This window comes from Methylobacterium sp. WL119 (assembly GCF_008039875.1).
In the GTDB taxonomy this organism is placed as follows: domain Bacteria; phylum Pseudomonadota; class Alphaproteobacteria; order Rhizobiales; family Beijerinckiaceae; genus Methylobacterium.
The window spans coordinates 1-25,576 of sequence record NZ_VRUU01000007.1; the positions used below are offsets into that span (position 1 = coordinate 1).

The 25,576-nt window shown below is 70.8% G+C and carries 17 protein-coding genes and 1 pseudogene; 16 read left to right on the plus strand and 2 right to left on the minus strand.

All coding sequences use genetic code 11. From position 1 onward, the window contains the following. The 7 genes and pseudogenes from FV227_RS29685 to FV227_RS05195 form a co-directional block, all read left to right on the plus strand. A pseudogene (locus FV227_RS29685) lies at nucleotides 1-170 on the plus strand (xanthine dehydrogenase family protein subunit M); the annotation flags it as partial. Between the two features lie 4 nt (nucleotides 171-174). Continuing rightward, nucleotides 175-2,394 (plus strand): aldehyde oxidoreductase molybdenum-binding subunit PaoC, encoded by a 2,220-nt coding sequence (gene paoC, locus FV227_RS05170; RefSeq protein WP_147858458.1) that lies wholly within the window; start codon nucleotides 175-177, stop codon nucleotides 2,392-2,394. Between the two features lie 125 nt (nucleotides 2,395-2,519). Then, on the plus strand, nucleotides 2,520-3,632 hold the full coding sequence (locus FV227_RS05175) for an FAD-binding domain-containing protein (protein ID WP_147858459.1): 1,113 nt from the start codon (nucleotides 2,520-2,522) through the stop codon (nucleotides 3,630-3,632). 124 nt (nucleotides 3,633-3,756) lie between these two features. Further along, complete coding sequence (locus FV227_RS05180; protein WP_147858460.1) at nucleotides 3,757-4,905, plus strand: metallophosphoesterase; 1,149 nt, start codon at nucleotides 3,757-3,759, stop codon at nucleotides 4,903-4,905. Nucleotides 4,906-5,220: 315 nt separating this feature from the next. Then, complete coding sequence (locus tag FV227_RS05185) at nucleotides 5,221-7,707, plus strand: hypothetical protein (RefSeq protein WP_147858461.1); 2,487 nt, start codon at nucleotides 5,221-5,223, stop codon at nucleotides 7,705-7,707. Between the two features lie 103 nt (nucleotides 7,708-7,810). After that, nucleotides 7,811-9,535: a type I secretion system permease/ATPase gene (locus FV227_RS05190; protein WP_147840764.1), complete on the plus strand. Its 1,725-nt coding sequence runs from the start codon at nucleotides 7,811-7,813 to the stop codon at nucleotides 9,533-9,535. After that, the gene (locus tag FV227_RS05195; RefSeq protein WP_147858462.1) at nucleotides 9,532-10,860 is read left to right on the plus strand and encodes an HlyD family type I secretion periplasmic adaptor subunit; all 1,329 of its coding nucleotides are present in this window, start codon (nucleotides 9,532-9,534) and stop codon (nucleotides 10,858-10,860) included. Before FV227_RS05190 ends, FV227_RS05195 begins: the two co-directional genes overlap by 4 nt. Nucleotides 10,861-10,922: 62 nt before the next feature. Here the strand turns inward: FV227_RS05195 and FV227_RS05200 are convergent, their stop codons facing one another. Further along, nucleotides 10,923-11,804 (minus strand): aldo/keto reductase family oxidoreductase, encoded by an 882-nt coding sequence (locus FV227_RS05200; protein ID WP_147858463.1) that lies wholly within the window; start codon nucleotides 11,802-11,804, stop codon nucleotides 10,923-10,925. Between the two features lie 91 nt (nucleotides 11,805-11,895). Here FV227_RS05200 and FV227_RS05205 point away from each other — a divergent pair, with 91 nt between their 5' ends. The 6 genes from FV227_RS05205 (at nucleotide 11,896) to FV227_RS05230 (ending at nucleotide 18,935) form a co-directional block, all read left to right on the plus strand. Continuing rightward, on the plus strand, nucleotides 11,896-12,801 hold the full coding sequence (locus tag FV227_RS05205) for a LysR family transcriptional regulator (protein ID WP_147858464.1): 906 nt from the start codon (nucleotides 11,896-11,898) through the stop codon (nucleotides 12,799-12,801). A gap of 224 nt (nucleotides 12,802-13,025) precedes the next feature. Next, the gene (locus tag FV227_RS05210; protein ID WP_147858465.1) at nucleotides 13,026-14,075 is read left to right on the plus strand and encodes a hypothetical protein; all 1,050 of its coding nucleotides are present in this window, start codon (nucleotides 13,026-13,028) and stop codon (nucleotides 14,073-14,075) included. Nucleotides 14,076-14,309: 234 nt separating this feature from the next. After that, nucleotides 14,310-15,233 carry a LysR family transcriptional regulator gene (locus FV227_RS05215; protein WP_147858466.1) on the plus strand — a complete coding sequence of 308 codons (924 nt, stop codon included), beginning with the start codon at nucleotides 14,310-14,312 and terminating at the stop codon, nucleotides 15,231-15,233. 108 nt (nucleotides 15,234-15,341) lie between these two features. Then, the gene (locus tag FV227_RS05220; RefSeq protein ID WP_147858467.1) at nucleotides 15,342-16,559 is read left to right on the plus strand and encodes a CaiB/BaiF CoA-transferase family protein; all 1,218 of its coding nucleotides are present in this window, start codon (nucleotides 15,342-15,344) and stop codon (nucleotides 16,557-16,559) included. Further along, nucleotides 16,556-17,479, plus strand: coding sequence for a hydroxymethylglutaryl-CoA lyase (locus FV227_RS05225; RefSeq protein ID WP_147858468.1), 924 nt, complete (start codon nucleotides 16,556-16,558; stop codon nucleotides 17,477-17,479). Before FV227_RS05220 ends, FV227_RS05225 begins: the two co-directional genes overlap by 4 nt. A gap of 133 nt (nucleotides 17,480-17,612) precedes the next feature. Then, nucleotides 17,613-18,935, plus strand: a complete 1,323-nt coding sequence (locus tag FV227_RS05230) for an MFS transporter (protein WP_147726130.1) — start codon at nucleotides 17,613-17,615, stop codon at nucleotides 18,933-18,935. Nucleotides 18,936-19,047: 112 nt separating this feature from the next. On the opposite strand, the gene FV227_RS05235 is transcribed toward FV227_RS05230, so the two are convergent. Continuing rightward, nucleotides 19,048-21,405, minus strand: coding sequence for a transketolase (locus FV227_RS05235; protein WP_147858469.1), 2,358 nt, complete (start codon nucleotides 21,403-21,405; stop codon nucleotides 19,048-19,050). 125 nt (nucleotides 21,406-21,530) lie between these two features. Here FV227_RS05235 and FV227_RS05240 point away from each other — a divergent pair, with 125 nt between their 5' ends. From FV227_RS05240 to FV227_RS05250, 3 genes are all read left to right on the plus strand, one after another. Continuing rightward, nucleotides 21,531-21,998, plus strand: a complete 468-nt coding sequence (locus FV227_RS05240) for an Lrp/AsnC family transcriptional regulator (RefSeq protein ID WP_147858470.1) — start codon at nucleotides 21,531-21,533, stop codon at nucleotides 21,996-21,998. Nucleotides 21,999-22,881: 883 nt separating this feature from the next. Beyond that, a complete protein-coding gene (locus FV227_RS05245; RefSeq protein ID WP_147858471.1) occupies nucleotides 22,882-24,063 on the plus strand; it encodes a DegT/DnrJ/EryC1/StrS family aminotransferase in 1,182 nt (393 codons plus the stop codon). Beyond that, a complete protein-coding gene (locus tag FV227_RS05250; protein ID WP_147858472.1) occupies nucleotides 24,063-25,496 on the plus strand; it encodes an aminotransferase DegT in 1,434 nt (477 codons plus the stop codon). The genes FV227_RS05245 and FV227_RS05250 overlap by 1 nt, the downstream gene beginning before the upstream one ends. Nucleotides 25,497-25,576 lie beyond the last annotated feature (80 nt).

The following is a 25,576-nucleotide window of genomic DNA, read 5'->3' on the forward strand; positions in this document are numbered from 1 at the left end:
TGGCGCCGAAACCCTGGCGGGTGGAGGCGGCCGAGGCCGACCTGCCGCGGGGCGCCAAGGCGGTGACCGAGCAGGTCTTCGCCGGCGCCGCGCCGACCCATGCGAACGCCTACAAGCTGACGCTCGCCGAGCGGACCCTGTCCGCGGCGCTCAACCAAGCAAGGGCCTAAAGCGATGAAGTTCGACCAGCCCGCCGGCCAAAACCCGATCGACCAGCTCAAGGTCGTCGGAAAGCCGACCGACCGCATCGATGGCAAGTACAAGACCACCGGCACCGCGCCCTACGCCTACGAGCGCCACGACGTCGTGCCGAACCAGGCCTACGGCTACGTGCTCGGGTCCAGCATCGCCAAGGGCCGCATCCGCGCCATCGACACGGCGGCCGCCAAGGCGGCGCCCGGGGTCATGGGCGTCGTGACGACCCTGGAGCATCCCCGGCTGGAGCGGGGCATGATGAACGCCGCCTACCTGTTCGGCGGCGACGAGATCCAGCACTACCACCAGGCCGTCGCGGTCGTCGTCGCCGAGACGTTCGAGCAGGCCCGCGCCGCGGCGTTTCTCGTGACGGTCGACTACGCGCCCGAGGCCGGCAAGTTCGATCTCGCGGCCGAGGCGAAGGGCGCGCCGCCCGTGCCCGGCGACAGCAGCGAGGGCAGCGGCGGCGACGGCGAGGAACGCGTCGGCGATTTCGAGGGAGCGTTCGCGCAGGCGCCGGTGACACTCGACGAGCGCTACACCACCGCCGACGAGAGCCACGCGATGATGGAGCCGCACGCGACCATCGCCGCCTGGGACGGCGACAAGGTCACGCTCTGGACCTCGAACCAGATGATCGGCTGGGGCCATGGCAGCCTCGCCAAGATCCTCGGCGTGCCGAAGGAGAACGTCCGCCTCGATTCACCCTTCGTCGGCGGCGGCTTCGGCGGCAAGCTGTTCGTGCGGGCCGACGCGGTGCTCGCAGCCCTCGCCGCCAAGGCGTTCCAGCGCCCGGTGAAGGTGGCGCTGACCCGCCCGCTCATCGCCAACAACACCACGCATCGCCCGGCCACGATCCAGCGCGTGCGCATCGGCGCGACCAAGGACGGCACGATCACCGCCATCGCCCACGAGAGCACGTCGGGCAACCTGCCCGACGGCGATCCCGAGACGGCGGTGAGCCAGACCAAGCTGCTCTACGCCGGTGCCAATCGGCTCACCGCGATGAAGCTCGCTCATCTCGACCTGCCAGAGGGCAACGCCATGCGGGCGCCGGGCGAGGCGCCCGGCCTGATGGTCCTGGAGGTCGCCATGGACGAGATGGCGGAGAAGCTCGGGATCGACCCTGTGGAATTCCGCATCCGCAACGACACCCAGGTCGACCCGCAGGACCCGAAGCGCCCGTTCTCCCACCGCGACCTCGTCGGCTGCCTCAAGCTGGGGGCCGAAACCTTCGGCTGGTCCAAGCGCAATGCACGGCCGGGCCAGGTGCGGGACGGGCAGTGGCTCGTCGGCGTCGGCATGGCCGCGGCGTTCCGCAACAACATGGTCCTGAAGTCGGGCGCGCGGGTCAGGCTGGACGGAGCCGGCACCGTCACGGTCGAGACCGACATGACCGACATCGGCACCGGCAGCTACACCATCATCGCGCAGACCGCCGCCGAGATGATGGGCGTGACCCTCGACAAGGTGGCGGTCAGGCTCGGCGATTCCGCCTTCCCGGTCTCGTCGGGATCGGGCGGCCAGTTCGGCGGAAACTCGTCGACGGCTGGCGTCTACGCGGCGTGCGTCAAGCTTCGCGAGGCGGTGGCGCAGCGTCTCGGCATCAACTCCGACGACGCGGTCTTCGCCGACGGGCAGGTGCGGGCCGGCAACCGTGCGGTTCCGCTCGGCGAGGCCGGGAGCCGGGGCGAGCTGACGGCCGAGGATACCATCGAGTTCGGCGACCTCTCTAAGAAGCAGCAGCAATCGACCTTCGGCGCCCATTTCGTCGAGGTCGGGGTCGATGCCGACACGGCGGAGATCCGGGTCCGGCGCATGCTCGCGGTGTGCGCGGCCGGGCGCATCCTCAACCCGAAATCGGCCCGCAGCCAGGTCATCGGCGGCATGACGATGGGCACCGGCTCGGCGCTGATGGAGGAACTGGCGGTCGACACCAAGCGCGGATTCTTCGCCAACCACGACCTCGCCGGCTACGAGGTGCCGGTGCACGCCGACATCCCGCATCAGCAGGTGATCTTCCTGGACGAGGTCGATCCGATGTCCTCGCCGATGAAGGCCAAGGGCGTCGGCGAGCTCGGGATCTGCGGCGTGGGCGCCGCGGTGGCGAATGCCGTCTACAACGCCACCGGCATCCGCGTGCGGGACTATCCGCTCACCCTGGACAAGTTCCTCGACCGCATGCCCGAGGCGGCCTGACGCACGATCGCGCCATGCTCGACACTGGATACGCCCCGGCGGCCTCCGCCGGGGTTCGGGAAATCGGTCGCATCCATGCCGGTGCGCCGCCGCGCTAGCTCGACGGCATGGATCGCAGCTTTCCCATGACCCGTGCCGCCGGGCTCGACCGCCTGTCGGCCTTCCTCGCGGACGCCGCCGTCGACTATGCCGGTGCCCGCAACACCGACCGCGGACCGGACGCGCGGCCGACCACGTCGGCGCTCTCGCCCTACCTTCGGCGCCGCCTGATCACGGAAGCCGAGGTGGTGGCCGCCGCCCAGGCCGCGTTCGGCGACGGCGGCGCCGAGAAGTTCGTCTCCGAGGTCTTCTGGCGGACCTACTTCAAGGGCCATCTCGAGACCCACCCGACCGCCTGGACCGACGCCCTCGCGCTGGCCACGGCGGATCGGGCGCGGCTCGCCGCGGAGCCCGGCCTGCGCCGGACCTACGAGGCCGCGATCGCGTGCCGGACCGGCATCGACGGTTTCGACGACTGGGCGCGGGACCTCGTCGAGACCGGCTGGCTGCACAATCACGCCCGGATGTGGTTCGCCTCGATCTGGATCTTCACCCTGCGCCTGCCCTGGGCGCTGGGTGCGGATTTCTTCATGCGCCATCTCGTCGACGGCGATCCGGCGAGCAACACGCTGTCCTGGCGCTGGGTGGCGGGGCTGCACACCCGGGGCAAGCACTACGTCGCGCGCGCCGAGAACATCCGGCGCTACACCGAGAACCGCTTCGATCCCGAAGGGCTCGACGAGTACCCGGACGCCCTCGACGAGGCGATGCCACCGCGCGAGGTCCCTCTGCCGGCTGCCGCCATGCCGCCGACCGGCGACGTCGCGCTGCTGCTGCATCTCGACGACCTGCACCCGGAGAGCCTTCCGCTCGGGGAGGCGCGCATCGTGCGGATCGGTGGCATGCTCGCTCATGCCGAGGGGGCGTCCGAGCGCGTCCGGTCGGCGGATCACGCCGCGATGCAGGATGCGCTGGACCGGGCGGCCGCTCATTTCGGCTGCGAGGCGGGACCGGCCGACGCCGGCTGGTCGCCCGGGCTACCCGTCGTCACGGCCTGGGCGCCCGTCGGCCCGTCGGCGGCGATGCTGCCCGAGGCGGTCGTGCGCGTGCGGCGCCCCTGGGACGAGGCGGCGTGGCCGCTCTCCAACCGCGGATATTCCCGGCTGCGCTCCGCGATCCCGCGCCTGACCGCAGCGTGACGGTCCGGCGCGCTCATGCAGGGCCGGCCTGACTGGTGCCGCGACGACCCGACCTGCGCCGAAGCCGGCATTTCCCCGCATCGGCACTGGCCCGGACCCCGGCTTTCAGCGTAGCCGGAACGCCATGTTCCATCTGATCTTTAGCCTGCCCTGCCTGTACGTCGTGACCCGGGTGCTCTGGCCGCTGCCGGGCCCGCCTGCCGCGAAGGCCGGGATCGCCGTGCTGCTGCTCGTCGCCTCCCAGTATCACCTGTGGTGCCGCCTCTCCTCCGGCTCGGTGTTCGCGCCCGAGTTTCCGCGGTGGCTGGTGGTTCTGTTCAACTGGGCCTTCGGCGCCATCCTGCTGCTGGCGGTGATGCAGCTCGCGCTCGACGTGATCGCGCTGGTCTCGCTGCCCCTGGGCGGCTGGGCGATTCCGGCCGGATGGCGCTACGCGGCCGCGACGGCGGCGATGCTCCTGTCGGCGCTCGGCGTCCAGCAGGCCGTGCGCGTGCCGGCGCTCAAGGACGTCGACATCGCGATCGAGAACCTGCCGGACGCCTTCGAGGGCTACACGATCCTGCAGCTGACCGACCTGCACATCAGCCGGCTCTTCCCGGCATCCTGGACCCGGGAGGTCGTCGCGCGGTCCAACCGGCTCGGCGTGGACCTCATCGTCATCACCGGCGACCTGATCGATGGCGCCCCGGCTTCGCGGCGCGCCGACGTCGAGCCCCTGGACCGGCTCGGTGCACCGGACGGCGTCTGGTTCGTGCCCGGCAACCACGAATACTTCTTCGACTACCCCGCTTGGATGCGGCGGTACTCGGAACTCGGCCTCACGGCGCTCGCGAACCGGCATACGGTGCTGAGGCGGGGCGACGCCGCCCTGGTGCTCGCCGGCGTGACCGATCGGTCTGCGCCGCATACGGGACACCCCGGTCCGGACCTCGACGCCGCGCTCGCAGGGGCACCGCGGGACGCACCCGTCCTCCTGCTCGATCATCAGCCGAAGGGGGCGCGGGCGGCGGCCGCGCATGGCGTCGCGCTGCAGCTGTCGGGACATACCCATGGCGGGACGATGCGCGGGTTCGACCGCCTGTTCGCCCGCGCCAACGACGGTTTCGTCTCGGGCCGCTACCGGGTCGGCGGCATGACGCTCTACGTCAACAACGGCACGGCGTTGTGGCCGGGCTTCGCCCTCAGGCTCGGCCGACCTTCCGAGCTGACGCGCATCACGCTGCGCCGCGCCGACGCGTCCATCGATCCCGCTCGGCCCCTGGCGCCGGGATAGGCGAACGTCGGATCACCCCCATCGACGATCATCCTCGGGATGCACCCAGCAGCCGGCTTGGATCGTCGCCCGATCACGCGGCCGATCTATCGGCCGGCCGTCGGGTCCTCGCGAAGCGCTCGTCTGGATAGAGTGGAGATTACTCACGACCTACCGAACGCCCCGAGACTCGGCGATGTCGAACCCGGATCGAACCACAGTCGTCGTTCCCGGACGCTCGGAGGGGCTTCACCGTTCGCTCAGCATTTACTACGGAACCGGGATTATGCAACCGATGGTTGCAGATCGGGTTGCATCGAAAACCTGGAGGTTTTCATGTCCGCATCCCCCCTTTCCGTGCTCGGCTCGTCCACCCGCTCGCTCGAATGGCTCGCCGGCCCCGGCGCGTTGCTGTCCTCGACCGCCCTGTCGACGGGCCAGCTCGGAAGCCTCGGCCCGATCGCCTCGTTGATCGAGGGCGCGGTCGACGGCGGCTCGACGGAGACCGGAGCCTCGCTGCTTCCCGACGCGATCGAGGCCACCGCCAACCAGGTCGTCCTCCAGACGCACGCCCAGATCGAGGAGGTCGGCCACGAGGTCGCTCCGGCGAACGGACCGCTCCACGGCCTGACCAACCTCGGCGAGACCCTCGGGCTCGGCCATCTCGGGGAGACCGGAAACCTTCTGACCGATCTCGGCGGCGTCGCCGCGAACCCGACCGGCACCGAGGCGGTCGGTCCGCTGCTGACCGATGCCGGCGGCGTCGCCGCCGCCGCCGGAACGCTGGCGGAGATGGTCGGCGCGGTGCCGGCATCCGGCAACGGCCTCGTCGGCAGCGGCAGCATCCTCGGCCCCGCGACCAACATCCTGAACCAGGCCGTCCTCGACGTGCACGCCACGCTCGAGACCGTCGGCCACCAGATCCCGGTTCTCAATGGGCCAATCCACGCCGTCACCGGCCTCAGCGAAACCCTCGGGCTCGGCCATCTCGACACCGCGGGCAACCTGCTGACCGACGTCACCACCCTGCCCGGTTCCCTCCTCGGCGGCGGCGGCCTCCAATCCGCGACGCCGGTCCTCGGCGATCTCGGCCACGTTCTCGGGTCGGTCGATACGCTGGTCGGCTCGCTGACCGGTGCGGCGAGCGCCGGCGGCCTGCTGTCCGGGGACGGGCTGCTCGCGCCGGTAACGAACCTCGCCAACGGCGCGGTCCTCAACATTCACGCGACGCTGGAGAACATCGGCCACGAGATCCCGCTCCTGAACGATGCGCTGCACGGCCTGACCAACCTCGGCGAGACGATCGGCCTCGGCCATCTCGGCGAGAGCGGAAACCTCGTGACCGACGTCGTGGCCCTGCCCGGCAATCTCCTCGGCGGCGAGGGTCTGGCGGCGCTGTCGCCGATCCTCGGCGATGTCGGCGCGGTGACGAACGCGGCCGGAGGTCTTCTCGGAGGCGTCACCGGTCTCGTGGGCGGACTGGGCGGCCTGACCGGCGGCGGCACGAGCGCCACGGGCACGCTCCTCGGCGCCGGCGCTCCGCTGCAGCCGGTGGGCGACCTCGCCAACGGGGTCATCGACGGCATCCATGCCGGCCTCGAGCAGATCGGCCACGACGTGCCGATCCTCAACGACACGCTGCATTCGGTGATCGGGCTCGGAAATACCGTCGGGCTGGGCGAGCTCGGCGACACCAGCAACCTCCTGACGGACACGGTCAACCTGCCGGGCGCGATCCTGAGCGGAAACGCACCGGCGGCGATCGGGCAGATCGTCGGCGATGTCGGGCACGTGGTCGACGCCGCGGGCGGTGTCGTCGGCTCCGCCACCGGGATCCTCGGCGGCCTCGATGGTCTCGGTGCCGGAGGGATCGCGACCGGCACGCCCGTCGACGGGCTCCTGACTCCCGTCACGTCGGTCGTCGGCGGGCTGACCGGCGCCGCCGGCACGGGCACCACGGGTGCGCTCCTCGGCGCCGGCGCTCCGCTGCAGCCGGTGGGCGACCTCGCCAACGGGGTCATCGACGGCATCCATGCCGGCCTCGAGCAGATCGGCCACGACGTGCCGGTCCTGAACGATCCCATCCATTCGGTGATCGGGCTCGGCAACACCGTCGGGCTGGGCGAGCTGGGCGACACCAGCAACTTGCTGACGGACGTCGCCAACCTGCCGGGTGCCGTTCTGACCGGCAGCGGACCGGCGGCGGTCGGGCAGGTCGCGGGCGATCTCGGGCACGTCGCGGACGCCGCGAGCGGCGTCCTCGGCTCCGTGACGGGGGCCCTCGGCGGTGTCGGCGGGGCCGGCGCGGGCACGCCGCTCGACGGCGTTCTCTCGCCGGTGACCGGCATCCTGGGCAGCGCCGGCGGCGCATCCAATCCCGTCGGCGGCCTCCTCGGCGGTCTCACCAGCGGTGCGGCGGACGATGCCGGGACCCATCCCCTGATCGACGTGGCGGCCGGCCCGGCGACGCCGACGCCGGCGGCGAATCTCGCGGTGCTGACCCCGAGCGCGGACCCGGCCCACACCGTCCAGGCGAGCGCGATCGCGGTGCCGGCCGATCAGCCCGGCCTGCTCCATGCCGGCCTGCTCTCGGGCGACGGCATCGTCTTCCCGCAGGCCGGCGGCGGGGGCGGAGACGCGCTCGTCGGCCACCTCCTCGACGTCGCCCCCGCGGCGACCGCATCGGCGGATGCGGGAGCCTCGCACGGGCTGCCCCTCGATCTCGGGATCGCGGCGATCGATCTCGGCGGCCACGTCGACGCCGCGCATGTCGACCCGACGCCGCACACCGCGACGACCGGGATCCACCTCCTCGGCCTCTGACCCGTCCGAGCCCTCGCCGCCCAACGCGGCGGGGGCTTCCTCTTCCGCCGACTTGCCCTGCCGAATCGTCTCTGCCTGATCCTGCAAGCCGGGGAACCGTCTCGTGATCGACGAACGTGTGCTGCGTATCGCCAAGCGCCGGGAGTTCTGGGCTGCCGCCAGAGCCGGGCGCGCCTCGCTGGCGACCGTGATGATCGTCAGCGGCCTCATCAACCTGCTGATGCTGACCGCGCCGATCTTCATGCTGCAGGTCTACGACCGGGTGCTGCCGAGCCGCAGCATCGCGACCTTGGTCGGGCTGGCCGGCATCGCGCTGATGCTGTTCCTGATCCAGAGCGTGCTGGAGGTGTTCCGCGCCCGGATCCTGTCGCGGTTCGGGCGCCTCGTCGACGAGCGCCTCGGCGCGCGGATCTTCCGGACCCTGCTGGTCCGTGGGTCGGAGACGCCGCGGGGCGACGACGGCCCGCAGGCGCTGCGCGACCTCGACACGGTGCGCGGCTTCCTGTCGAGCATGGCGTTCACCGCTTTCTTCGACCTGCCGTGGGTGCCGCTCTATATCGCGGTCTGCTTCCTGTTCCATCCCTGGCTCGGCACCGCGATCGCCGGCGGCGCGGTAGTCCTGTGCCTGCTGACGATCCTGACCGACTGGGCCTCGGCCGGCCCAACCCGCGAGGGCGTCCGGGTGGCCGGCGAGCGACGCGCCTTCACCGACATGGCGCACCGCACGGCGCCGCTGCTCTCGGCGCTCGGTATGCGCGCGCGGATCGCGACCCTGTGGCAGGCCCGGGCGCGCCGGAACCTCGATGTGGCGACCGACGGCAACGACCTCGCCATCGGCTTCGGCGCGACGGCGCGCCTGATGCGCACCGTGCTGCAATCGGGCATCCTCGGCCTCGGCGCCTACCTCGTGGTGCGCGAGGAAGCGACCGCCGGCGTGATGCTGGCCGCGACCATCCTCTCGGCCCGGGCGCTGGCGCCGGTCGATCTCGCCATCGCGAACTGGAAGTCGTTCTCGGCGTCGCGCCAGGCCTGGACCCGCATCGTCGCCTTCCTGCCGCCGCGGGAGCCGGCCGCCCTCACGCCGCTGCCGGCGCCGCGGGAGAGCGTGCGCGTCACCGCCCTGTCGATCGCCGTGCCGGGCACCGACACGCTGGTGCTGCACGACGTCAACGTGGCGCTCGCCCCCGGAAGCGCGCTCGGCGTGATCGGCCCGAGCGGATCGGGCAAGTCCACCTTCGCCCGCGCCCTCGTCGGCCTGGCGCGGCCGAGCCGCGGCGTGATCCGCCTCGACGGCGCCGCCATCGACCAGTGGGACCCCGACGCCCTCGGCCGTTCGATCGGCTACCTGCCGCAGGACATCGAGATGTTCGACGGCACCATCGCCGAGAACATCACCCGGTTCGATCCCGAGCCGGACCCGGAGGCGCTGCTCTCCGCCGCGAAGGCGGCCGGCGTCCACGAGGTCGTGCTGCGCCTGCCCGGCGGCTACGATGCCCGCGTCGGCGCCGGCGGCCTCGGCCTCTCGGGCGGCCAGCGCCAGCGGATCGCCCTGGCGCGCGCGCTCTACGGCGATCCGTTCCTCGTCGTCCTCGACGAGCCGAACTCCAACCTCGACGTCGAGGGCGACCGCGCCCTGTCGGCCGCCGTCCAGGCGGTACGCGCCCGCGGCGGCATCGCCGTGGTGATCGCCCACCGCCCGAGCGCGCTGACCGCGGTCGACCGCATCCTCGTCCTCGGCGACGGCCGCGTGCAGCTGCACGGGCCCCGCGACGACGTCCTGGCGCAGCTGAGCGCGCTCACCCGGCAGACACCGACGAGGGTCGCATGACGAAGGCTGACACGCCGAACCGGCCCGAGCCGGATCCGACGCGCGACACCCGGCGCTCCCTGGGCCGGCACATCGCCGGCGTCGCCACGATCATCGCGGTCGCGACCGGCGCCGGCGCCTGGACCGCGGCGACGGAGCTGTCCGGCGCGATCATCGCCACGGGCTCGCTCGTGGTGGAGAGCAACATCAAGAAGGTGCAGCACCCGACCGGCGGCGTGGTCGCCGAGCTGCCGATCGAGGAAGGCGCGCGCGTCCAGGCCGGCGACCTGCTGATCCGCCTCGACGCCACGACGGCGCGAGCCACCTACGACAGCGTCACCAAGAGCCTGTGGGAGATCGCCGCCCGCAACGCACGCCTGGAAGCCGAGCGCGACGGCCGCGACGAGGTCGCGTTCCCCAAGGGCCTCGCCGAAGCCGGACCCGAGGTCGCCCGCATCGTCGAGGGCGAGCGCAAGCTGTTCCACTTCCGCCGCGACGCCCGCGAGGGGCAGAAGGCGCAGCTGCGCGAGCGGATCGGGCAGCTCAAGGAGGAGATCAAGGGGCTCGTCGAGCAGTCGGTCGCCAAGGAGCAGGAGACCGCGATCATCGGGCGCGAGTACGAGGGCGTCGAAGGACTCTGGAAGAAGAACCTCATCCAGCTGACGCGCCTGACCAGCCTCGAGCGCGACATCTCCCGGCTGAAGGGCGAGCGCGGCGTGCTGGTTGCCAACATCGCGCAGACCAAGGGCAAGGTCTCCGAGACCGAGCTTCAGATCATCCAGCTCGAGCAGAACCTGCGCAGCGACGTCGCCAAGGAGCTGGCGGAGAACCGCGCCAAGGCCGCGACCCTGACCGAGCAGAAGATCACCGCCCTCGACCAATTGCAGCGCATCGACATCCGCTCGCCGCAGACCGGCTACGTGCACGAACTGTCGGTCCACACCCGCGGCGGCGTGATCGCGCCGGGCGAGCCGATCATGCTGATCGTTCCGACGGCCGATTCCCTGGTGGTTGAGGTGCGCGTCGCCCCCCAGGACATCGACCGGCTCCAGACCGGCCAGGCCGCGGGCCTGCGCTTCCCGAGCTTCGACCAGCGCACCACGCCGGAGCTGAACGGACGCGTGACCCGGATCGCCGCCGACGTGAGCGAGGACAAGCGTACCGGCAGCTTCTACTATCTCGTGCGCCTCGGGGTGACGAAGGACGAGCTCGGCCGGCTGGACGGCGCCAAGCTGATGCCCGGCATGCCGGTGGAAGCGTTCATCCGCACCGCAGACCGCACCGTGCTCTCCTACCTGACCAAGCCCCTCGTCGATCAGGCACGCCGCGCGTTCCGCGAGAAGTAGGCGACCGATTCCCCCGTCGCGGACGGCAGGCTCGCCGATGCGGCCTGCCGCCGCCCGGTCGATCACGCCTGGGTCGCGGTGCCGACCCGGTCGAGGTCCGCCAGCGCGTCGTCCGGCAGGTGGAGCGCGGCGGCGGCGAGGTTCTCGCGCAGGTGCGCCAGCGACGCGGTCCCCGGGATCAGCAGGATGTTGGGCGACCGGCGCAGCAGCCAAGCGAGCGCCACCTGCAGCGGCGTGGCATCGAGCCGTTCGGCCACCGTGGACAGGCCCGCGGATTGCAGCGGGCTGAAACCGCCGAGCGGGAAGAACGGCACGTAGGCCATGCCGTCCCGTGCCAGCGCGTCGACGAGCACGTCGTCGCCGCGATGGGCGAGGTTGTAGTGGTTCTGCACGCACGCGATCTCGCAGATCCGGCGTCCCTCGGCGATCTGGGTCGGCGTCACGTTGGACAGGCCGATGTGCTGGATCAGCCCTTGCCGCTGGAGCTCGGCCAGCGCCGTCAACGGCGCCTCGATCGACCCTTCGGCCGGCCCGTGCCCGTCGCCGAGCATGGCCCGGAAGTTCACCACCGCCAGCCGGTCGAGCCCGAGATGGCGCAGGTTGTCGTGGACGGCCGCCGCGAGGTCGGCGTCGGACGCGGCCGGGTTCCACGACGCATCGGAACCGCGCCGCGCGCCCACCTTGGTGACGATCGTGAGGTCGTGCGGATACGGGCCGAGCGCGTCCCGGATCAGCTGGTTGGTGACGTGGGGTCCGTAGAAGTCGCTGGTGTCGATGTGGTCGACGCCGCTCGCGACCGCCTCGCGCAGCACGGCGAGCGCCGCGTCGCGATCCTTGGGCGGTCCGAAGACGCCCGGCCCGGCGAGTTGCATCGCGCCGTACCCGAGGCGCTTCACGGAACGGTGGCCGATCCGAAACGTGCCGGCCTGATCGATGAGGGACATGGTGCTTCTCCTGTGACCCGACCTAACTGGACGTTGCGACCGTGCGCGAGAATGGGGCACAATCCGCACAAGCTGTGCGGATGGGCGAACGATGAAGGCCGCTCTCGGAGATCTCGACGCGTTCCTCGTCGTCGCGCGCGGGCAGGGTTTTCGCGAGGGCGCACGCATGAGCGGCGCCAGCGCGTCGAGCCTGAGCGAGGCGGTTCGGCGGCTCGAGGACAGGCTCGGCGTCCGCCTCCTCAACCGCACGACCCGCAGCGTGGTGCCGACGGAAGCCGGGGAACGGCTGCTGGAGCGGCTCGGCCCGGCCTTCGCAGAGGTCGAGGCGGCGCTCGACGTGGTGAACGGCTTCCGCGACCGGCCGGCCGGGACGCTGCGGCTCAACGTGCCGGTCAGCGCCGCGCGCCTCGTGCTGCCCGCGATCGTTCCGGGCTTCCTCGCCGCCTATCCCGAGATCCGTCTCGAGGTCCTGGCCGAGGACGGCTTCGTCGACGTGCTCGCCGCCGGATGCGACGCGGGCATCCGCTACGACGAGCGCCTGGAGCAGGACATGATCGCGGTTCCGATCGGGCCGCGCGTGCAGCGCTTCGCGACCGCTGCGGCGCCGGCCTACCTCGCGCGTCACGGCCGGCCCGAGCATCCGCGCGACCTCCTCGGCCATGCCTGCCTGCGCGGCCGCTTCCCGAGCGGGGTCGAGATGGCCTGGGAGTTCGAGCGCGACGGCGAGACCGTGAAGGTCGATCCGGCAGGGCCGCTGCTCGTGCGCGTCGGGGCCGCGACCGACCTTGCCGTCGAGGCGGCGATCGCGGGGACCGGCGTCATCACCCTGTTCGAGGACTGGTTGAGGCCGCACTTGGCCAGCGGGGCATTGGAACCGGTCCTCGAAGCGTGGTGGCCGCGCTTCTCGGGGCCCTACCTGTACTATCCGGGCCGGCGACTCGTGCCGGCCCCGCTGCGCGCCTTCGTCGACTTCATCAGGCACCCGAAGACCGCTTGATCGCGGGCGCGGCCGCGCGGCGAGCGGAAGGGGCGCACGGCGCGCCGGCACGACGCGAGCGCACCCCGCCGAGCACCCGAGGGCCGTCGCCGATCGAGCCTGGGGACCGCCTGTCCCGCCGGAGCGTGGCCGCTTGCGTGCGAGCCGGGCGGCTGCGTATACCAGATACAAGCCGCGCCCTCGTCCGGCGCAAAAACAAGAACCGAACGCTCAGGGATGAAACCATGCCGCGCAGAATATTGATCCTGGGGGCGTCATACGGCTCGCTGCTTTCGACGAAGCTGCTGATGGCCGGGCATGATGTGACCTTGGTCTGCCGTCGGAAAACCGCGGACCTGATCAACAGCCAGGGCACCGAAGTCCGCATCAAGCTGCGCGACGAGGCCACGCACCGGTCGTTTCATTCCCGTGACCTGCCGGGCAAGGTCGACGCGATGCCGCCCGAGGACGTCGACGTCTCGCGCTACGATCTCGTCGGCCTGGCGATGCAGGAGCCGCAGTACAACAACCACACGATCCGCGTGCTGATGATCAAGATCGCCGCGGCCAAGCTGCCGTGCCTGTCGATCATGAACATGCCGCCGCTGCCGTATCTCGATCGGATCCCGGCGCTCGCGAAGATGGACCTGCGCGAGGCCTACACGAATGCCGGCGTCTGGGACCGCTTCGAGCCGGGCCTGATGTCGTTGTGCTCGCCCGATCCGCAGGCGTTCCGCCCGCCCGACGAGGGCGCCAACGTCCTGCATGTCGGGTTGCCGACGAACTTCAAGGCGGCGACCTTCGCCGATCCCGCGCACAACGCGCTGCTCCGCGAGCTCGAGGCGGACATCGACGCGGTGCGCGTCGAGGGCCAGGACGTTCCGGTCAAGCTCAAGGTGTTCGACTCGCTGTTCGTGCCCCTGGCGAAGTGGTCGATGCTGCTCACCGGCAACTACCGCTGCATCACGCCCCAGGCGCCGCGCTCGATCCGCGACGCGGTGCACGGCGACCTCCCCCTGTCCCGCACGATCTACGAGCATGTCGACGCGGTGGCCCGACGGCTCGGTGCCGACCCGAGCGATCAGGTCCCGTTCGAGAAGTACGCCAAGGCGGCCGAGGGCCTGCTGAAGCCTTCGTCGGCCGCCCGGGCGGTCGAGAGCGGCGCGCCCTACATCGAGCGTGTCGATCTGCTGCTGAAGCTGATCTCGCACCAGCTCGACATGCCGGATGCCGAGATCGACCGAACGGTCGAGATCGTGGACCGGAAGCTCGACGAGCGCATCATCCCGGGCTGAGCGGCCCGGTCCGGCCCGTCTCACCGAAGCGCGGCCGGACCTCGCTCGCCCGTCGGGATCATGTACTCCTCGACGGGATCCGACGGCTTGTGGAGCCCCCCGTGACGCCGAGCCCGGACGCGGCTCGGGCCGCGTGCTTCAGGCTTGGCCCGTTGCCGGAGCGTCCGGGCGCGATCAGGATCGCAGCACGGGGTCCGCCGGTCGGATCGATCGGATCACGGGAGCGGCCGGACCATGTCGGAGGGATCGCCGACCCCGTTCATTCTGAACCGCCTCGACCTCAAGACGCTGCGGCTGTTCGCGGCGATCTGCGAGGAGGGCACGCTCAACGGCGCGGCGCGCCGGGCCGCGATCGCCCCCTCCGCCGTGAGCAAGCGGCTCGCCGAGCTGGAGCGCGCGCTCTGCTGCGAGCTGCTCATCCGCGAGCCACGGGGCATGCGGCCGACGCCCGCCGGGGAGACGCTGCTGCACCACACCCGCCGGATGCTGGGGTCCGCCGAGCAGATCGCGCTGGAGCTCGCGGAGCACGCCAGCGGGCTCCGCGGCTTCGTCCGCGTGCTCGCGAACCTCTCGGCGATCGTGCAGTTCCTGCCCGAGGACCTGCAGGCGTTCCTGGCGGCGCAGGCCCGCATCGGGATCGACCTGGAGGAACGGCCGAGCGGCGGCGTGGTGGCCGGCGTGGAGGAAGGAGCGGCCGATCTCGGCATCTGCGCCGGCAGCACCGATCCGCGCTCCCTCGTCGCCCACCCCTATCGGAGCGACCGCCTCGTGCTCGTCGTGCCCGCCGGCCACCCGCTCGCCGGCCGCGACGCGGTCGCGTTCGCCGACACCCTCGACCACGACCATGTCGGCATGCACCGCGAGAGCTCGATCTACGGCACGCTCCGCGACGAGGCCCGCCGCCTCGGGCGGCCGCTGCGCCTGCGCGTTCACGTGCCGAGCTTCGACGCGATCTGCCGCATGGCGCAGGCCGGGATGGGGCTCGGCGTGGTGCCCGAGCGGGTGCACGCCCTGCTCGGCCCGCAGATGAACGTCGTCGCCGTGCCGCTCACCGACCCGTGGGCGCGGCGGACCCTGAGCCTCGTCGTCCGCCCGGGCACGCAATCGCCGGCGGCGGCCGTCCTGTTCGATCACCTGCGCCGGGCAGGCGGGGATTGAGAGGGGCGCCTGCGTTCGCCTTCGGAGAACGCGGGGTGATGCATCGCGTTTGGACAGCGTGCACCCGATCCAATACCGATCGACCCAAAGACAATGGAGGGAACGGCCATGCCAGGCACCGGCGAAGCATCGCCTAAGGGTCCGCTCGACGGGATCCGGGTCCTCGAGCTCGGCCAGCTGATCGCGGCACCGTTCGCCACCAAGATCCTGGCCGAGTTCGGCGCCGAGGTGATCAAGGTCGAGTCGCCGGGGGACGGCGATCCCCTGCGCAAGTGGCGCAAGCTGCACGAGGGAACCTCGCTTTGGTGGTACCTGCAGTCTCGCAACAAGAAGTCGATCGCGATCAACCTGAAGGCGCCCGATGGGCTGGCGGTGGTCAAGGACCTCGTGCGGAGCGCCGACGTGGTGGTCGAGAACTTCCGGCCCGGCGGCCTGGAGAAGCTCGGCCTCGGCTGGGACGTGCTCTCGGAGCTGAACCCCAAGCTCGTGATGGTGCGCATCTCCGGCTACGGCCAGACCGGGCCGTATCGCGACCGGCCGGGCTTCGGCGCGATCGGCGAGTCGATGGGCGGCATCCGCTTCACCACCGGCAGCCCGGACAGCCCGCCCGCCCGCGTCGGCGTCAGCATCGGCGACACCCTGGCCTCGCTCCACGGGGTGATCGGCGCGCTGATGGCGCTGCTCCACGTCAAGACCGCCGGCGGCCAGGGCCAGGTCATCGACGTCTCCCTCGTGGAGAGCGTGTTCAACGTGATGGAGAGCCTGGTCCCGGAATACGACCTGCTCGGCGAGGTCCGCACCCGCACCGGCGGGGCGTTGCCCGGCATAACGCCCTCGAACACCTACCCGACGAAGGACGACGGCTTCGTCGTCATCGCCGGCAACTCGGACCCGATCTACCGCCGCCTGATGACCGTCGTCGGCCGGCCCGACCTCGCCGACGACCCGGCGCTGCGCAGCAACGACGGCCGCTCGCGGGTGGCAGGCATGATCGACGGCGTGATCGCGGACTGGACCCGGGCGCACACCGTGGACGAAGCGCTCGCAGCGCTCGCGGCGGCCGACGTGCCGGCGGGACGGATCTACTCGGTGGCCGACATCGTCGCCGACCCGCACTACTGCGCCCGCGACATGATCCTCGACGCGGAGCTGCCAGGCGGCACCCGGGTGAAGATGCCCGGCATCGTGCCCAAGCTGTCCGGCACCCCCGGGGCGGTGCGCTGGCAGGGACCGGCGCTCGGCGCCCACACCGATTCCGTGCTCGCCGACCTCGGCCGCGACGCCGAGACCATCGAGCGCCTGCGCCGCGAGGGAGCCGTGCAATGACCGAAACCGCCATGCTGATCCAGGAGGTCGCCACCCGCGACGGGTTCCAGATCGAGCCGCGCTACGTCGAGACCGCCGAGAAGATCCGGCTGATCGACGCGCTCTCGGCCGCGGGCTTCTCGCGGATCGAGGTCTCGTCCTTCGTCTCGCCGAAGGCCGTGCCGGCGCTGCGCGACGCGGCCGAGGTCTTCGCCGGGATCGCCCGGCGGCCCGGCACCGTCTACGTCGCCCTGGTGCCCAACCCGAAAGGCGCCGAGCGGGCGCTCGCGGCCGGCGTCGGCGAGGTCAACCTCGTCGCCTCGGTGAGCGAGACCCACAACCGCGCCAACATGGGCATGAGCCCGGAGGCCTCGATCGAGGGGTTCGGCCGGATCATGGAGACAGTGAAGGGTACACCCGTGTCGACGAACGCCACGGTGGCCACCGCCTTCGGCTGCCCCTTCGAGGGCGACCAGCCGGCCGACAAGGTGATGGCACAGGTCGAGCGATACCTCGCGCTCGGCATCGCCGGCGTGACGCTCGCCGACACCACCGGCATGGCCAACCCGCGCCAGGTGGAGCGCCTGGTCGCCCGCGCGCTGGCGATCGTGCCGGACGAGCGGCTGACCCTGCACTTCCACAACACCCGCGGGCTCGGGCTCGCCAACGTGCTCGCGGCCTACGGCGCCGGCGCGCGCCGGTTCGATGCGGCGCTCGGGGGCTTGGGCGGCTGCCCGTTCGCGCCGGGCGCCACGGGCAACATCTGCACCGAGGACCTCGTCAGCATGGCCCACGAGATGGGAATCGAGACCGGCCTCGACCTCGAGGCCCTGCTCGGCCTCTCCCGCGACCTGCCGCGCCTCGTCGGCCACGACGTGCCGGGCCAGGTCGCCAAGGCCGGGCGCCCCTGCGATCTGCACCCGGTTCCCCGGGCGGCGTGAGCCGCCGACCGAACCGATCCGCGTCGGAAGCCTCTCGGAGAAGGCGGCTCCGCCGTGCTCGCGCGCATCCTGCCCGACGGTCGTCCGCGACCGGCCGGCGGGGGCCCCCGCCGCCCCGTTCCAGGAGGAAACCATGACCGCCGCCACGACCGGCCCGCTCGCGGGTCTCGACGTCATCACGGAGAGCAGCGTGGTCCGCAAGGCCGCTTGGCGGCTGATGCCGCTGATCATGGTCTGCTACATGTTCGCGTTCTTCGACCGGATCAACATCAGCTTCGCCAAGTTCCAGCTCCAGAGCGACCTCGGCTTCAGCAACGTCGCCTACGGGCTCGGGGCGAGCATGTTCGTCGTCGGCTACGTGATCTTCGAGGTCCCCTCGAACCTGTTGCTGTACAAGGTCGGCGCGCGGCGCTGGATCGCCCGGATCATGATCTCCTGGGGCATCGCCACCGCCCTGATGGTCTTCATCAGCACCGAGTGGCACTTCTACCTGCTGCGCTTCATCATCGGCGCGATGGAGGCCGGCTTCGCACCGGGCATCCTGTATTACTTGACACTGTGGTTCCCGGCCTCGTTCCGCGGCCGCGTGACCTCGTTCATGTTCGTCGCCTCGGCCTTCTCCGGCATCTTCGGGGCGCCGGTGGCGGGGCTGATCCTCGGCGGCCTCAACGGCACGGCGGGGCTCGCCGGCTGGCAATGGCTGTTCCTGGCCGGCGGCCTGCCCTGCCTGGTGCTGGGCGTGCTGGTGTTCCTGCGTCTCGACGATCGGATCGCCGACGCGCGCTGGCTGACGCAGCCGGAGAAGGACCTGCTCGCCTCGAAGATCGCCCACCACAACCGCGACATCGGCGACCACTCGCTCTGGGGCGCGATCAGGCAGCCGGGCTTCCTTCTCATCGCCCTGGTCTACTTCCTGCTGCAGGTCGGCTCGTACGGCCTGAACTTCTGGGGGCCGGACCTGATCAAGACCGCCACCGGCGGCACCGCGGCCTCGGTCGGCTTCCTCACCGCGATCCCCTACATCTGCGGCGCGATCAGCATGGTCGTGATCGGGCGCCTGTCCGACGCCTCCGGCGACCGGCCGAAATTCGTCGCCGGCCTCGCGGTGGCGGCGGCCATCGGCTTCTTCGCCGCCGGGCTGTTCGACAAGCAGATCGTGCCGCTGATGATCGCCCTGGCGCTGGTCGGCGCCGGCATCGTCGCCTCGATCCCGACCTTCTGGACGCTGCCGGCCAAGCTCGTCACCGGCGTCGGGGCCGCCGGCGGCATCGCGCTCATCAACACGCTCGGTCAGTTCGGCGGCATCGTCAGCCCCGTGGCGGTCGGCTGGGTGAAGGACCTGACCGGCTCGACGACGCCCGCCCTCTACGGCATCGGCATCCTCTGCCTGGTCGCGGCCGGCCTGCTGATCTTCGCATCGCCCGCCAGCCTGCGCCGCAACGACCGCAATCCCTGATCCGGCCGGTCCTCGGCGGTCCCACACCCGCCGAGATCTCGCCCTGCGCGGGAGCCCGGGCGATCACGCCGATGTCGAGCCGCATCGGGTCGCGCAGCGTCACGTGCGGCGCTCAGGCGATGCGCAGGTTGCGGATCGGCCGCTCGGGTGCCAGCGCCAGGGCAGCCTTGGCGATGCCGCGGGCATCGAGGCCGTAGTGCCGGTAGAGATCGGCGACGGTGCCGGTCTGGCCGAAGCGCTCGACGCCGAGCGCCCGGGTGCGGTGACCCTGCACGGCACCGAGCCAGCCGAGCGTCGCCGGGTGGCCGTCGATCACCGTGACGAGCCCGCAATGCGGCGGCAGGCCGGCGAGCAGGGCCTCGACGTGGCTCCGCGCCGTCCGGTCGCCGCCCTCGCGGGCGCGCTGCGCCGCCGTCCAGCCGGCATGGAGCCGATCGGCGGAGGTGACGGCGAGCAGGCCGATGTCGCGCCGGTCCTCGGCCATCAGGCCCACCGCCTCGATCGCCTCGGGCGCGACGGCGCCGGTATAGGCGACCACGATCTCCGCGTTCGGGCCGGGCTCGCGCAGCCAATAGCCGCCGGCGACGATTGCGTCGGACAGGGCCGGCGTCATCGTGCGCTGCGGCTGCGCGATGCTGCGGGTCGAGAGCCGGAAGTAGACCGAGCCGCCCTCCGGCCCCTCGAGCTGCACATGGTCGAGGGCGTGCGCCATCAGCACCGACAGCTCGTCGACGAAGGCCGGCTCGAAGCTCGACAACCCGTCCTGCGCCATCCCGATCAGCGGCGTGCCGATCGACTGGTGGGCGCCCCCTTCCGGCGCCAAGGTCACGCCCGACGGCGTCGCCGCGAGGATGAAGCGGGCATCCTGGTAGCAGGCGTAGTTCAGGGCATCCAGGCCGCGGCAGATGAACGGATCGTAGAGCGTGCCGATCGGGATCAGCCGTTCGCCGAACAGCTTGTGCGACAGGCCCAGGCCCGAGAGCAGAAGGAACAGGTTCATCTCGGCGATGCCGAGCTCGATGTGCTGGCCCTTGGCCGAGAAGTCCCAGGTGAAGGTCGAGGGGATGCGCTCCGCCTTGAACAGGTCGCGCAGTTCCTCCCGGGCGAACAGGCCGCGCCGGTTCACCCAGCCGCCGAGGTTTGTCGAGACGGTGACGTCGGGCGAGGTGGTGACGATGCGCTCCGCGATCGGCGCGTCGGAGCGCGCCAGCTCGTTGAGGATCAGCCCGAATCCCGCTTGCGTCGACTGCGTCGGCTGGCGCGGGCATGGGAAGCCCGCCGGCACCGGCAGGCGCGGCGCCGTGCGCAGCCGCGGCCCCTCGGCGAAGAACGGCGCCGCGTCGATGAAGCGGCGCAGCTCGGCGTCCGGCAGCGCCAGCCCCTCGAACGGCTCCCATTCGCGCCCCTCGCGCACGCCCATGCTCTCGCGGAGCAGCGCGGTCTGGGCCGGGGTGAGCAGCCCGGAATGGTTGTCCTTGTGGCCGGCGAGCGGCAGCCCGAAGCCCTTGACCGTGTAGGCGATGAACACGGTCGGGCGATCGTTGTCGGCCGCCTCGAAGGCCCGGATCAGGTTGGTGAGGTCATGCCCGCCGAGGTTGCCCATCAGCGCGGCCAGGGCGGCGTCCGAACGGCGGTCGATCAGCGCCAGCGCGTCGGCGTCGTCGGCGAGGTCCGCCTTGAGGCGGCGGCGCCAGGCCGCGCCGCCCTGGAAGGTCAGGGCCGCGTAGAGCTGGTTCGGCGCGGTGTCGATCCAGGCGCGCAGCCGCGCCCCGCCCGGCTCGCGGAAGGCCGCGTCCATCAGAGACCCGTATTTCAGGACGACGACGTCCCAGCCGAACGAGCGGAAGATCTCCTCGAAGCGCGTGTACAGACCCTCGCGGATCACCGCGTCGAGGCTCTGGCGGTTGTAGTCGATGATCCACCAGGTCCGGCGCAGGCCGTGCTTCCAGCCCTCCATCAGGGCCTCGAAGATGTTGCCCTCGTCCATCTCGGCATCGCCGACCAGCGCCACCATCCGGCCTTCCGGCCGGTCGAGGCCCCAGCCGTGGGCGCGGACGTAGTCGCGCACCAGCGACCCGAACAGCGTCTGCGCGACGCCGAGGCCGACGGAGCCGGTCGAGAAGTCCACGTCGTCGGTGTCCTTGGTCCGCGACGGGTAGGATTGCGCGCCGCCGAAGCCGCGGAAGGTCTCCAGCTTCGCGCGGGTCTGGTTGCCGGCGAGATACTGGATCGCGTGGAAGATCGGGCTGGCATGGGGTTTGACCGCGACGCGGTCCTCCGGACGCAGCACCGCGAAGTAGAGCGCCGTCAGGATCGTCGCGAGGGAAGCCGACGAGGCCTGGTGGCCGCCGACCTTCATGCCGTCCGGATTCGGGCGGAGGTGGTTGGCGTTGTGGATCATCCAGGTGGAGAGCCACAGGGCCTTGCGCTCCAGTTCGGTCAGGCAGGGCAGGCGCGGGTCGCTGTGCATCGGTTCGGCCTCTCGGAGATGGCCTGAGGATGCCACCACGCACGCGGCAGGAATTGCCAATCTCGGCGTGCCGAGCGCAAATCTCGGCAGGATCCGCTAATCCAGCGGGACCTTGAGGTGAGTTCATGCAGGATCGACGAATCGATGCGATCGACCGGAAGATCCTGGCCGAGCTGCAGCGCGACGGGCGGGTGACGATCCAGGATCTCGCCGGCCGCGTCGGCCTTTCGGCCTCCCCGTGCCTGCGCCGCATCCGGATGCTGGAGGAGGCCGGCATCCTCAAGGGCTACGTGGCGCTGGTCGATCAGGCCAAGGTCGGCCTGCCGATCAGCGTGTTCGCCTCGGTGAAGCTCGAGCGCCAGCGCGAGGAGGAACTCGACCGCTTCGCCGAGGCCGTGGCGCGCTGGCCGGAGGTGGTGGAGTGCTACCTGATGACCGGGCGGCACGACTACTTGGTGCGCGTCGTCGTCCCGGATCTCGCCGCCTACGAGCGCTTCCTGAAGGACAAGCTCACCCGCCTCGACGGGGTCGGATCCATCGAGTCGAGCTTCGCCCTGGGCCAGGTGAAGTACACCAACGTGCTTCCGGTCTGACCGCGCGCGGCCGGCGTGGAAGCGAAGGGCTCGGTCGCCGGACCGTCGCCCATCGGACCGGCTTCCCCATGGACCGACCGGGCGGCCTTGCGCCGGGGCGGTTCGGAAGGCCTGTTGCGACCGCCATGGTCCGACAGAACGTCATTACCAATCCATCCAGCGGCGCCCGCCCGTGCCGGATGTGGGGGGGCTGAAGCAATCGTCACCCCGTCGGGCAGCGCCGCGGGCGGCGCGGCGCCGTCGCCTTCGACAGGATCGGCTCGGACGAAGCGACGAAGGGCAACCGCATCGCCCGGATCCGGCAATCTCGGTATTCAAAGAGAATCGGGACCCGTCGAATGCGGGCCATCTTCGCGTGAAACGACACCATCGAGGCCTTTCAGGCCGCGCGGACGGCATCCTGCGAGACACCGGCGATCTTCGCGGTGTTCCCGATGGACGTATTCCCTTGGGCCGAAACGGATACATCATCGGCGCCAACCCTAATCCTTTTGCGCGTGCGAACGCGTTCGGCGATGCCCCGTCCCTCCGTGGTCGCGCTGAGGAACGGTCGGCGGAAGACCCCTGAGCCGTGGCCGCGCGCGATGGCCCGCGACGGCGCGTGACAGTGCCGAGGAACCTGCAGGTGAATTTTTCCAATATTCCGCAGCTGTATACGGCCGATAATTGATTGAATTCGCAGTCACTCGATCGCTCTGCTGTCATCCCGACATCTCTCCAAATCATGAAGCCTGATATCCGCCTCCGAGCGATTTTGGGCTAGTCAATAATATAGGCGTTCTGTGAGTTGAATAGAAAAAATACTGCCGCCATGCTTCTCGCGTCGGGGATCAGTTCTCACGAACGACGATCAAGGCGAATTCAGTAATTCTGAGGTCTCACCATGACAGTGCGAGCGCTGGAAACCATCGCAGCGAACTATCTGCCCCTCACGAAGCCGGATGCGCCTCGCCTGAGCGATCACGTCAGCGAGCTCCAAGAGATCGAGAGATCCTGTTGGTTGAGCAATTATGGGCCGACCAATACGCGACTCGAAGCGGCGATGATCGAGAACGTCTTCGGCGGCGTCGGTTCGTGCCTCACCGTCTGCAATGCAACGAGCGGATTGATGCTGGCGTTGAAGCTGGCCGCCGAACGGTCCGGGCCGACCGCGCGCTACGTCATCATGCCGGCCTTCACGTTTGCGGCGACGGCCCATGCGGCGCTGTGGGCGGGCCTCACGCCGCTGCTGATCGACGTCGATCCGTCGGATTGGTGCGCCTGCCGGATCGCCGAGGACGAGGCCTTGAGGGCCCATGCCGGAGAGGTCGTCGCGATCATGCCGTACGCGACCTTCGGGGCGTGCATCGATCTCGCGCGCTACGATCGCCTGGCGCAGGAACACGGTGTTTCGATCGTGATCGACGCCGCCGCCTCGCTCGGATGCCTCGACCAGCTCGGTCGAGCCTTCGGCACCGGCTCCCCGCACATGATCGTCTATTCGATGCACGGCACCAAGCCGTTCGGCGTCGGCGAGGGCGGACTGATCTACAGCACCGATGGCGAGACGATCGCGCTCCTGCGGAGCATGGCGAATTTCGGCTTCGACAGCGAGCGCTCGGCCGTGCTGCCGGGGATGAACGCCAAGATGTCGGAGGTCGCCGCGCTCGGCGCCCTCGTCCGCCTCGGCGATTTCGAGGAACGCGCTCGGCACAGGCAGATCCTCAGCGCCGCGTATCGCGAGGCGTTGCGCGACTTCTCGATGCAGCAGGCGCCGGGCGAGCGCATCGTCTATCAGTTCATGCCCGTGCTGCTCCCGGTCGGATCGGCCGCGAGCAGGGACGCGATCCGTGCGGACATGGCACGGATGGGCGTCGGCACGGGGAGTTACTTCAGCCCCCATGTCGGGCAGCAGCCCTACTTCCAGCAGCGATGCGCCTTCGGCGCGCTTCCCGTGGCCGATGCGCTCAGCGCGCACGTCGTCTCACTCCCGCTCTCGGATTTCCTCACCGTCGCGGATGTCGGCCGGATCTGCGAGGCGTTTCGCACGGCCTGCGGCGCCCAGGCTCGGGAGCAGGTGGCGTGATGGCCCGGCGTGCGCCGAAGGCGCCGTTTCGCACCACCATCGTCGGCGGCGGCCCGGCCGCGCTCGCGCCCCTCGTCGCGGCCTCGCGAGACGGGCGCCTCGACGAGATCCTCGCCGGCGGCGTCGCCGTCATCGAGGCCGGGCCGATCCTCGGAGCCGGACGCCTGGGGCGCTACGCGATCTGGTCCGACAGCACGGCCGAAACCTTCCTCACCGCGGTCACCGATCACGCCGACCCGCGGCTCGGCCAGCTGGTCGACCATCCCCTGTGCCGGGAGTTGCGGGGCTACGGAAAGGGTTCGATCCCGCTGGAGAAGGCCGGGGCCCTGATGGTCCTGATCGGCGAGGTCCTCCACAAGGCGATCCTGGATGCCGGGGGGCTGGTCCTCGTCGATCACGAGGCGACGAGCGCCCACCGCGACGCGGACGGGCTGTGGCACACGAAAACCTGCAGCAGGACGATGGGCACGACCTTCGAGGTCGTGTCGGACACGCTGCTCCTCGCCACCGGCGGCGCACAGGATCCGGCGCGGTTGCTTGAGGAGCCGGTCGCGGGCCGGCCGCTCCTGCCGACATTCGCCGGCAAGATCCTGCAATCCGACGATGTCCTGCGACAGGGCGGCACGGAGCGCCTCGCTCGCTTCCTGCTGGGCCGCACCGAGCCGCGCATCGCGATCGTCGGCGGCAGCACGAGCGCGGTCGCAACGGCGGTGCTGCTCCTGAGAACCCTGCCCGAGGAGACGAAGCGGCCCGGCAGCATCCAGATCCTGCATCGGCGCCCGCTGCGGATCTTCTATCCGTCCTCCGAGGCGGCTCTGGCCGACGGCTATACGGAGTTCGAGCCTTGCGACATCTGCCCGGTGAGCGGCTTCGTCTTCCGGTTCGCCGGATTCCGGACCGAATCCCGTGACCTGATCATGAACGTCAGACGCATCGGCGGGCGGCCGGGGGACCCGCGTGTCGTTCCGATGCTCATCGACGGCGCGGATCCGGCCCCCGCGCATCGCCTTCTCGAGGAGGCCGACGTCATCGTCGCGGCGCTGGGCTATCGACCGAGACTGCTGCCCCTGTTCGATTCGAGCGGTGCACCGATCCGCCTGACGGGAAACACGTCCCCCCGCCCCGCCGTGGATGGTGCCTGTCGGGTTCTCGACGCGAAGGGCCGGCCGGTCGCCGGCGTGTTCGGGATCGGTCTCGCCGCCGGCTTCAGGCCGGCCGGTGCCCTCGGTGGCGAACCGAGCTTCGTCGGCCAGGCAAACGGGCTGTGGCTCTGGCAGACGGCCGTCGGCTCGATGCTGCTGGACAATCTGCTGACCGCCGCGCGCGAAGACGTCGCGCCCCCATCGCCGTTCGCGCTCGACCTTCACGTGCTGGAGCAGGCGGCGGGGATCGGTGCGGCGCCCGACCTGAGACCGGCCGCCGCGGCGCGGTGAGGCCTGGATCGCTTCGGGCACGTCCCGGCGGAGCTTCGGATGTTTCGGATCGTGATCGCGTCCCCGGCGGGGCGCCGTCG

Bases quoted from the DNA above. Each gene is read 5' to 3' on its own strand.
- paoC (WP_147858458.1), top strand. From the start codon at position 175: ATGAAGTTCGACCAGCCCGCCGGCCAAAACCCGATCGACCAGCTCAAG.
- FV227_RS05175 (WP_147858459.1), top strand. From the start codon at position 2,520: ATGACCCGTGCCGCCGGGCTCGACCGCCTGTCGGCCTTCCTCGCGGAC.
- FV227_RS05180 (WP_147858460.1), top strand. From the start codon at position 3,757: ATGTTCCATCTGATCTTTAGCCTGCCCTGCCTGTACGTCGTGACCCGG.
- FV227_RS05185 (WP_147858461.1), top strand. From the start codon at position 5,221: ATGTCCGCATCCCCCCTTTCCGTGCTCGGCTCGTCCACCCGCTCGCTC.
- FV227_RS05195 (WP_147858462.1), top strand. From the start codon at position 9,532: ATGACGAAGGCTGACACGCCGAACCGGCCCGAGCCGGATCCGACGCGC.
- FV227_RS05200 (WP_147858463.1), bottom strand. From the start codon at position 11,804: ATGTCCCTCATCGATCAGGCCGGCACGTTTCGGATCGGCCACCGTTCC.
- FV227_RS05205 (WP_147858464.1), top strand. From the start codon at position 11,896: ATGAAGGCCGCTCTCGGAGATCTCGACGCGTTCCTCGTCGTCGCGCGC.
- FV227_RS05210 (WP_147858465.1), top strand. From the start codon at position 13,026: ATGCCGCGCAGAATATTGATCCTGGGGGCGTCATACGGCTCGCTGCTT.
- FV227_RS05215 (WP_147858466.1), top strand. From the start codon at position 14,310: ATGTCGGAGGGATCGCCGACCCCGTTCATTCTGAACCGCCTCGACCTC.
- FV227_RS05220 (WP_147858467.1), top strand. From the start codon at position 15,342: ATGCCAGGCACCGGCGAAGCATCGCCTAAGGGTCCGCTCGACGGGATC.
- FV227_RS05225 (WP_147858468.1), top strand. From the start codon at position 16,556: ATGACCGAAACCGCCATGCTGATCCAGGAGGTCGCCACCCGCGACGGG.
- FV227_RS05230 (WP_147726130.1), top strand. From the start codon at position 17,613: ATGACCGCCGCCACGACCGGCCCGCTCGCGGGTCTCGACGTCATCACG.
- FV227_RS05235 (WP_147858469.1), bottom strand. From the start codon at position 21,405: ATGCACAGCGACCCGCGCCTGCCCTGCCTGACCGAACTGGAGCGCAAG.
- FV227_RS05240 (WP_147858470.1), top strand. From the start codon at position 21,531: ATGCAGGATCGACGAATCGATGCGATCGACCGGAAGATCCTGGCCGAG.
- FV227_RS05245 (WP_147858471.1), top strand. From the start codon at position 22,882: ATGACAGTGCGAGCGCTGGAAACCATCGCAGCGAACTATCTGCCCCTC.
- FV227_RS05250 (WP_147858472.1), top strand. From the start codon at position 24,063: ATGGCCCGGCGTGCGCCGAAGGCGCCGTTTCGCACCACCATCGTCGGC.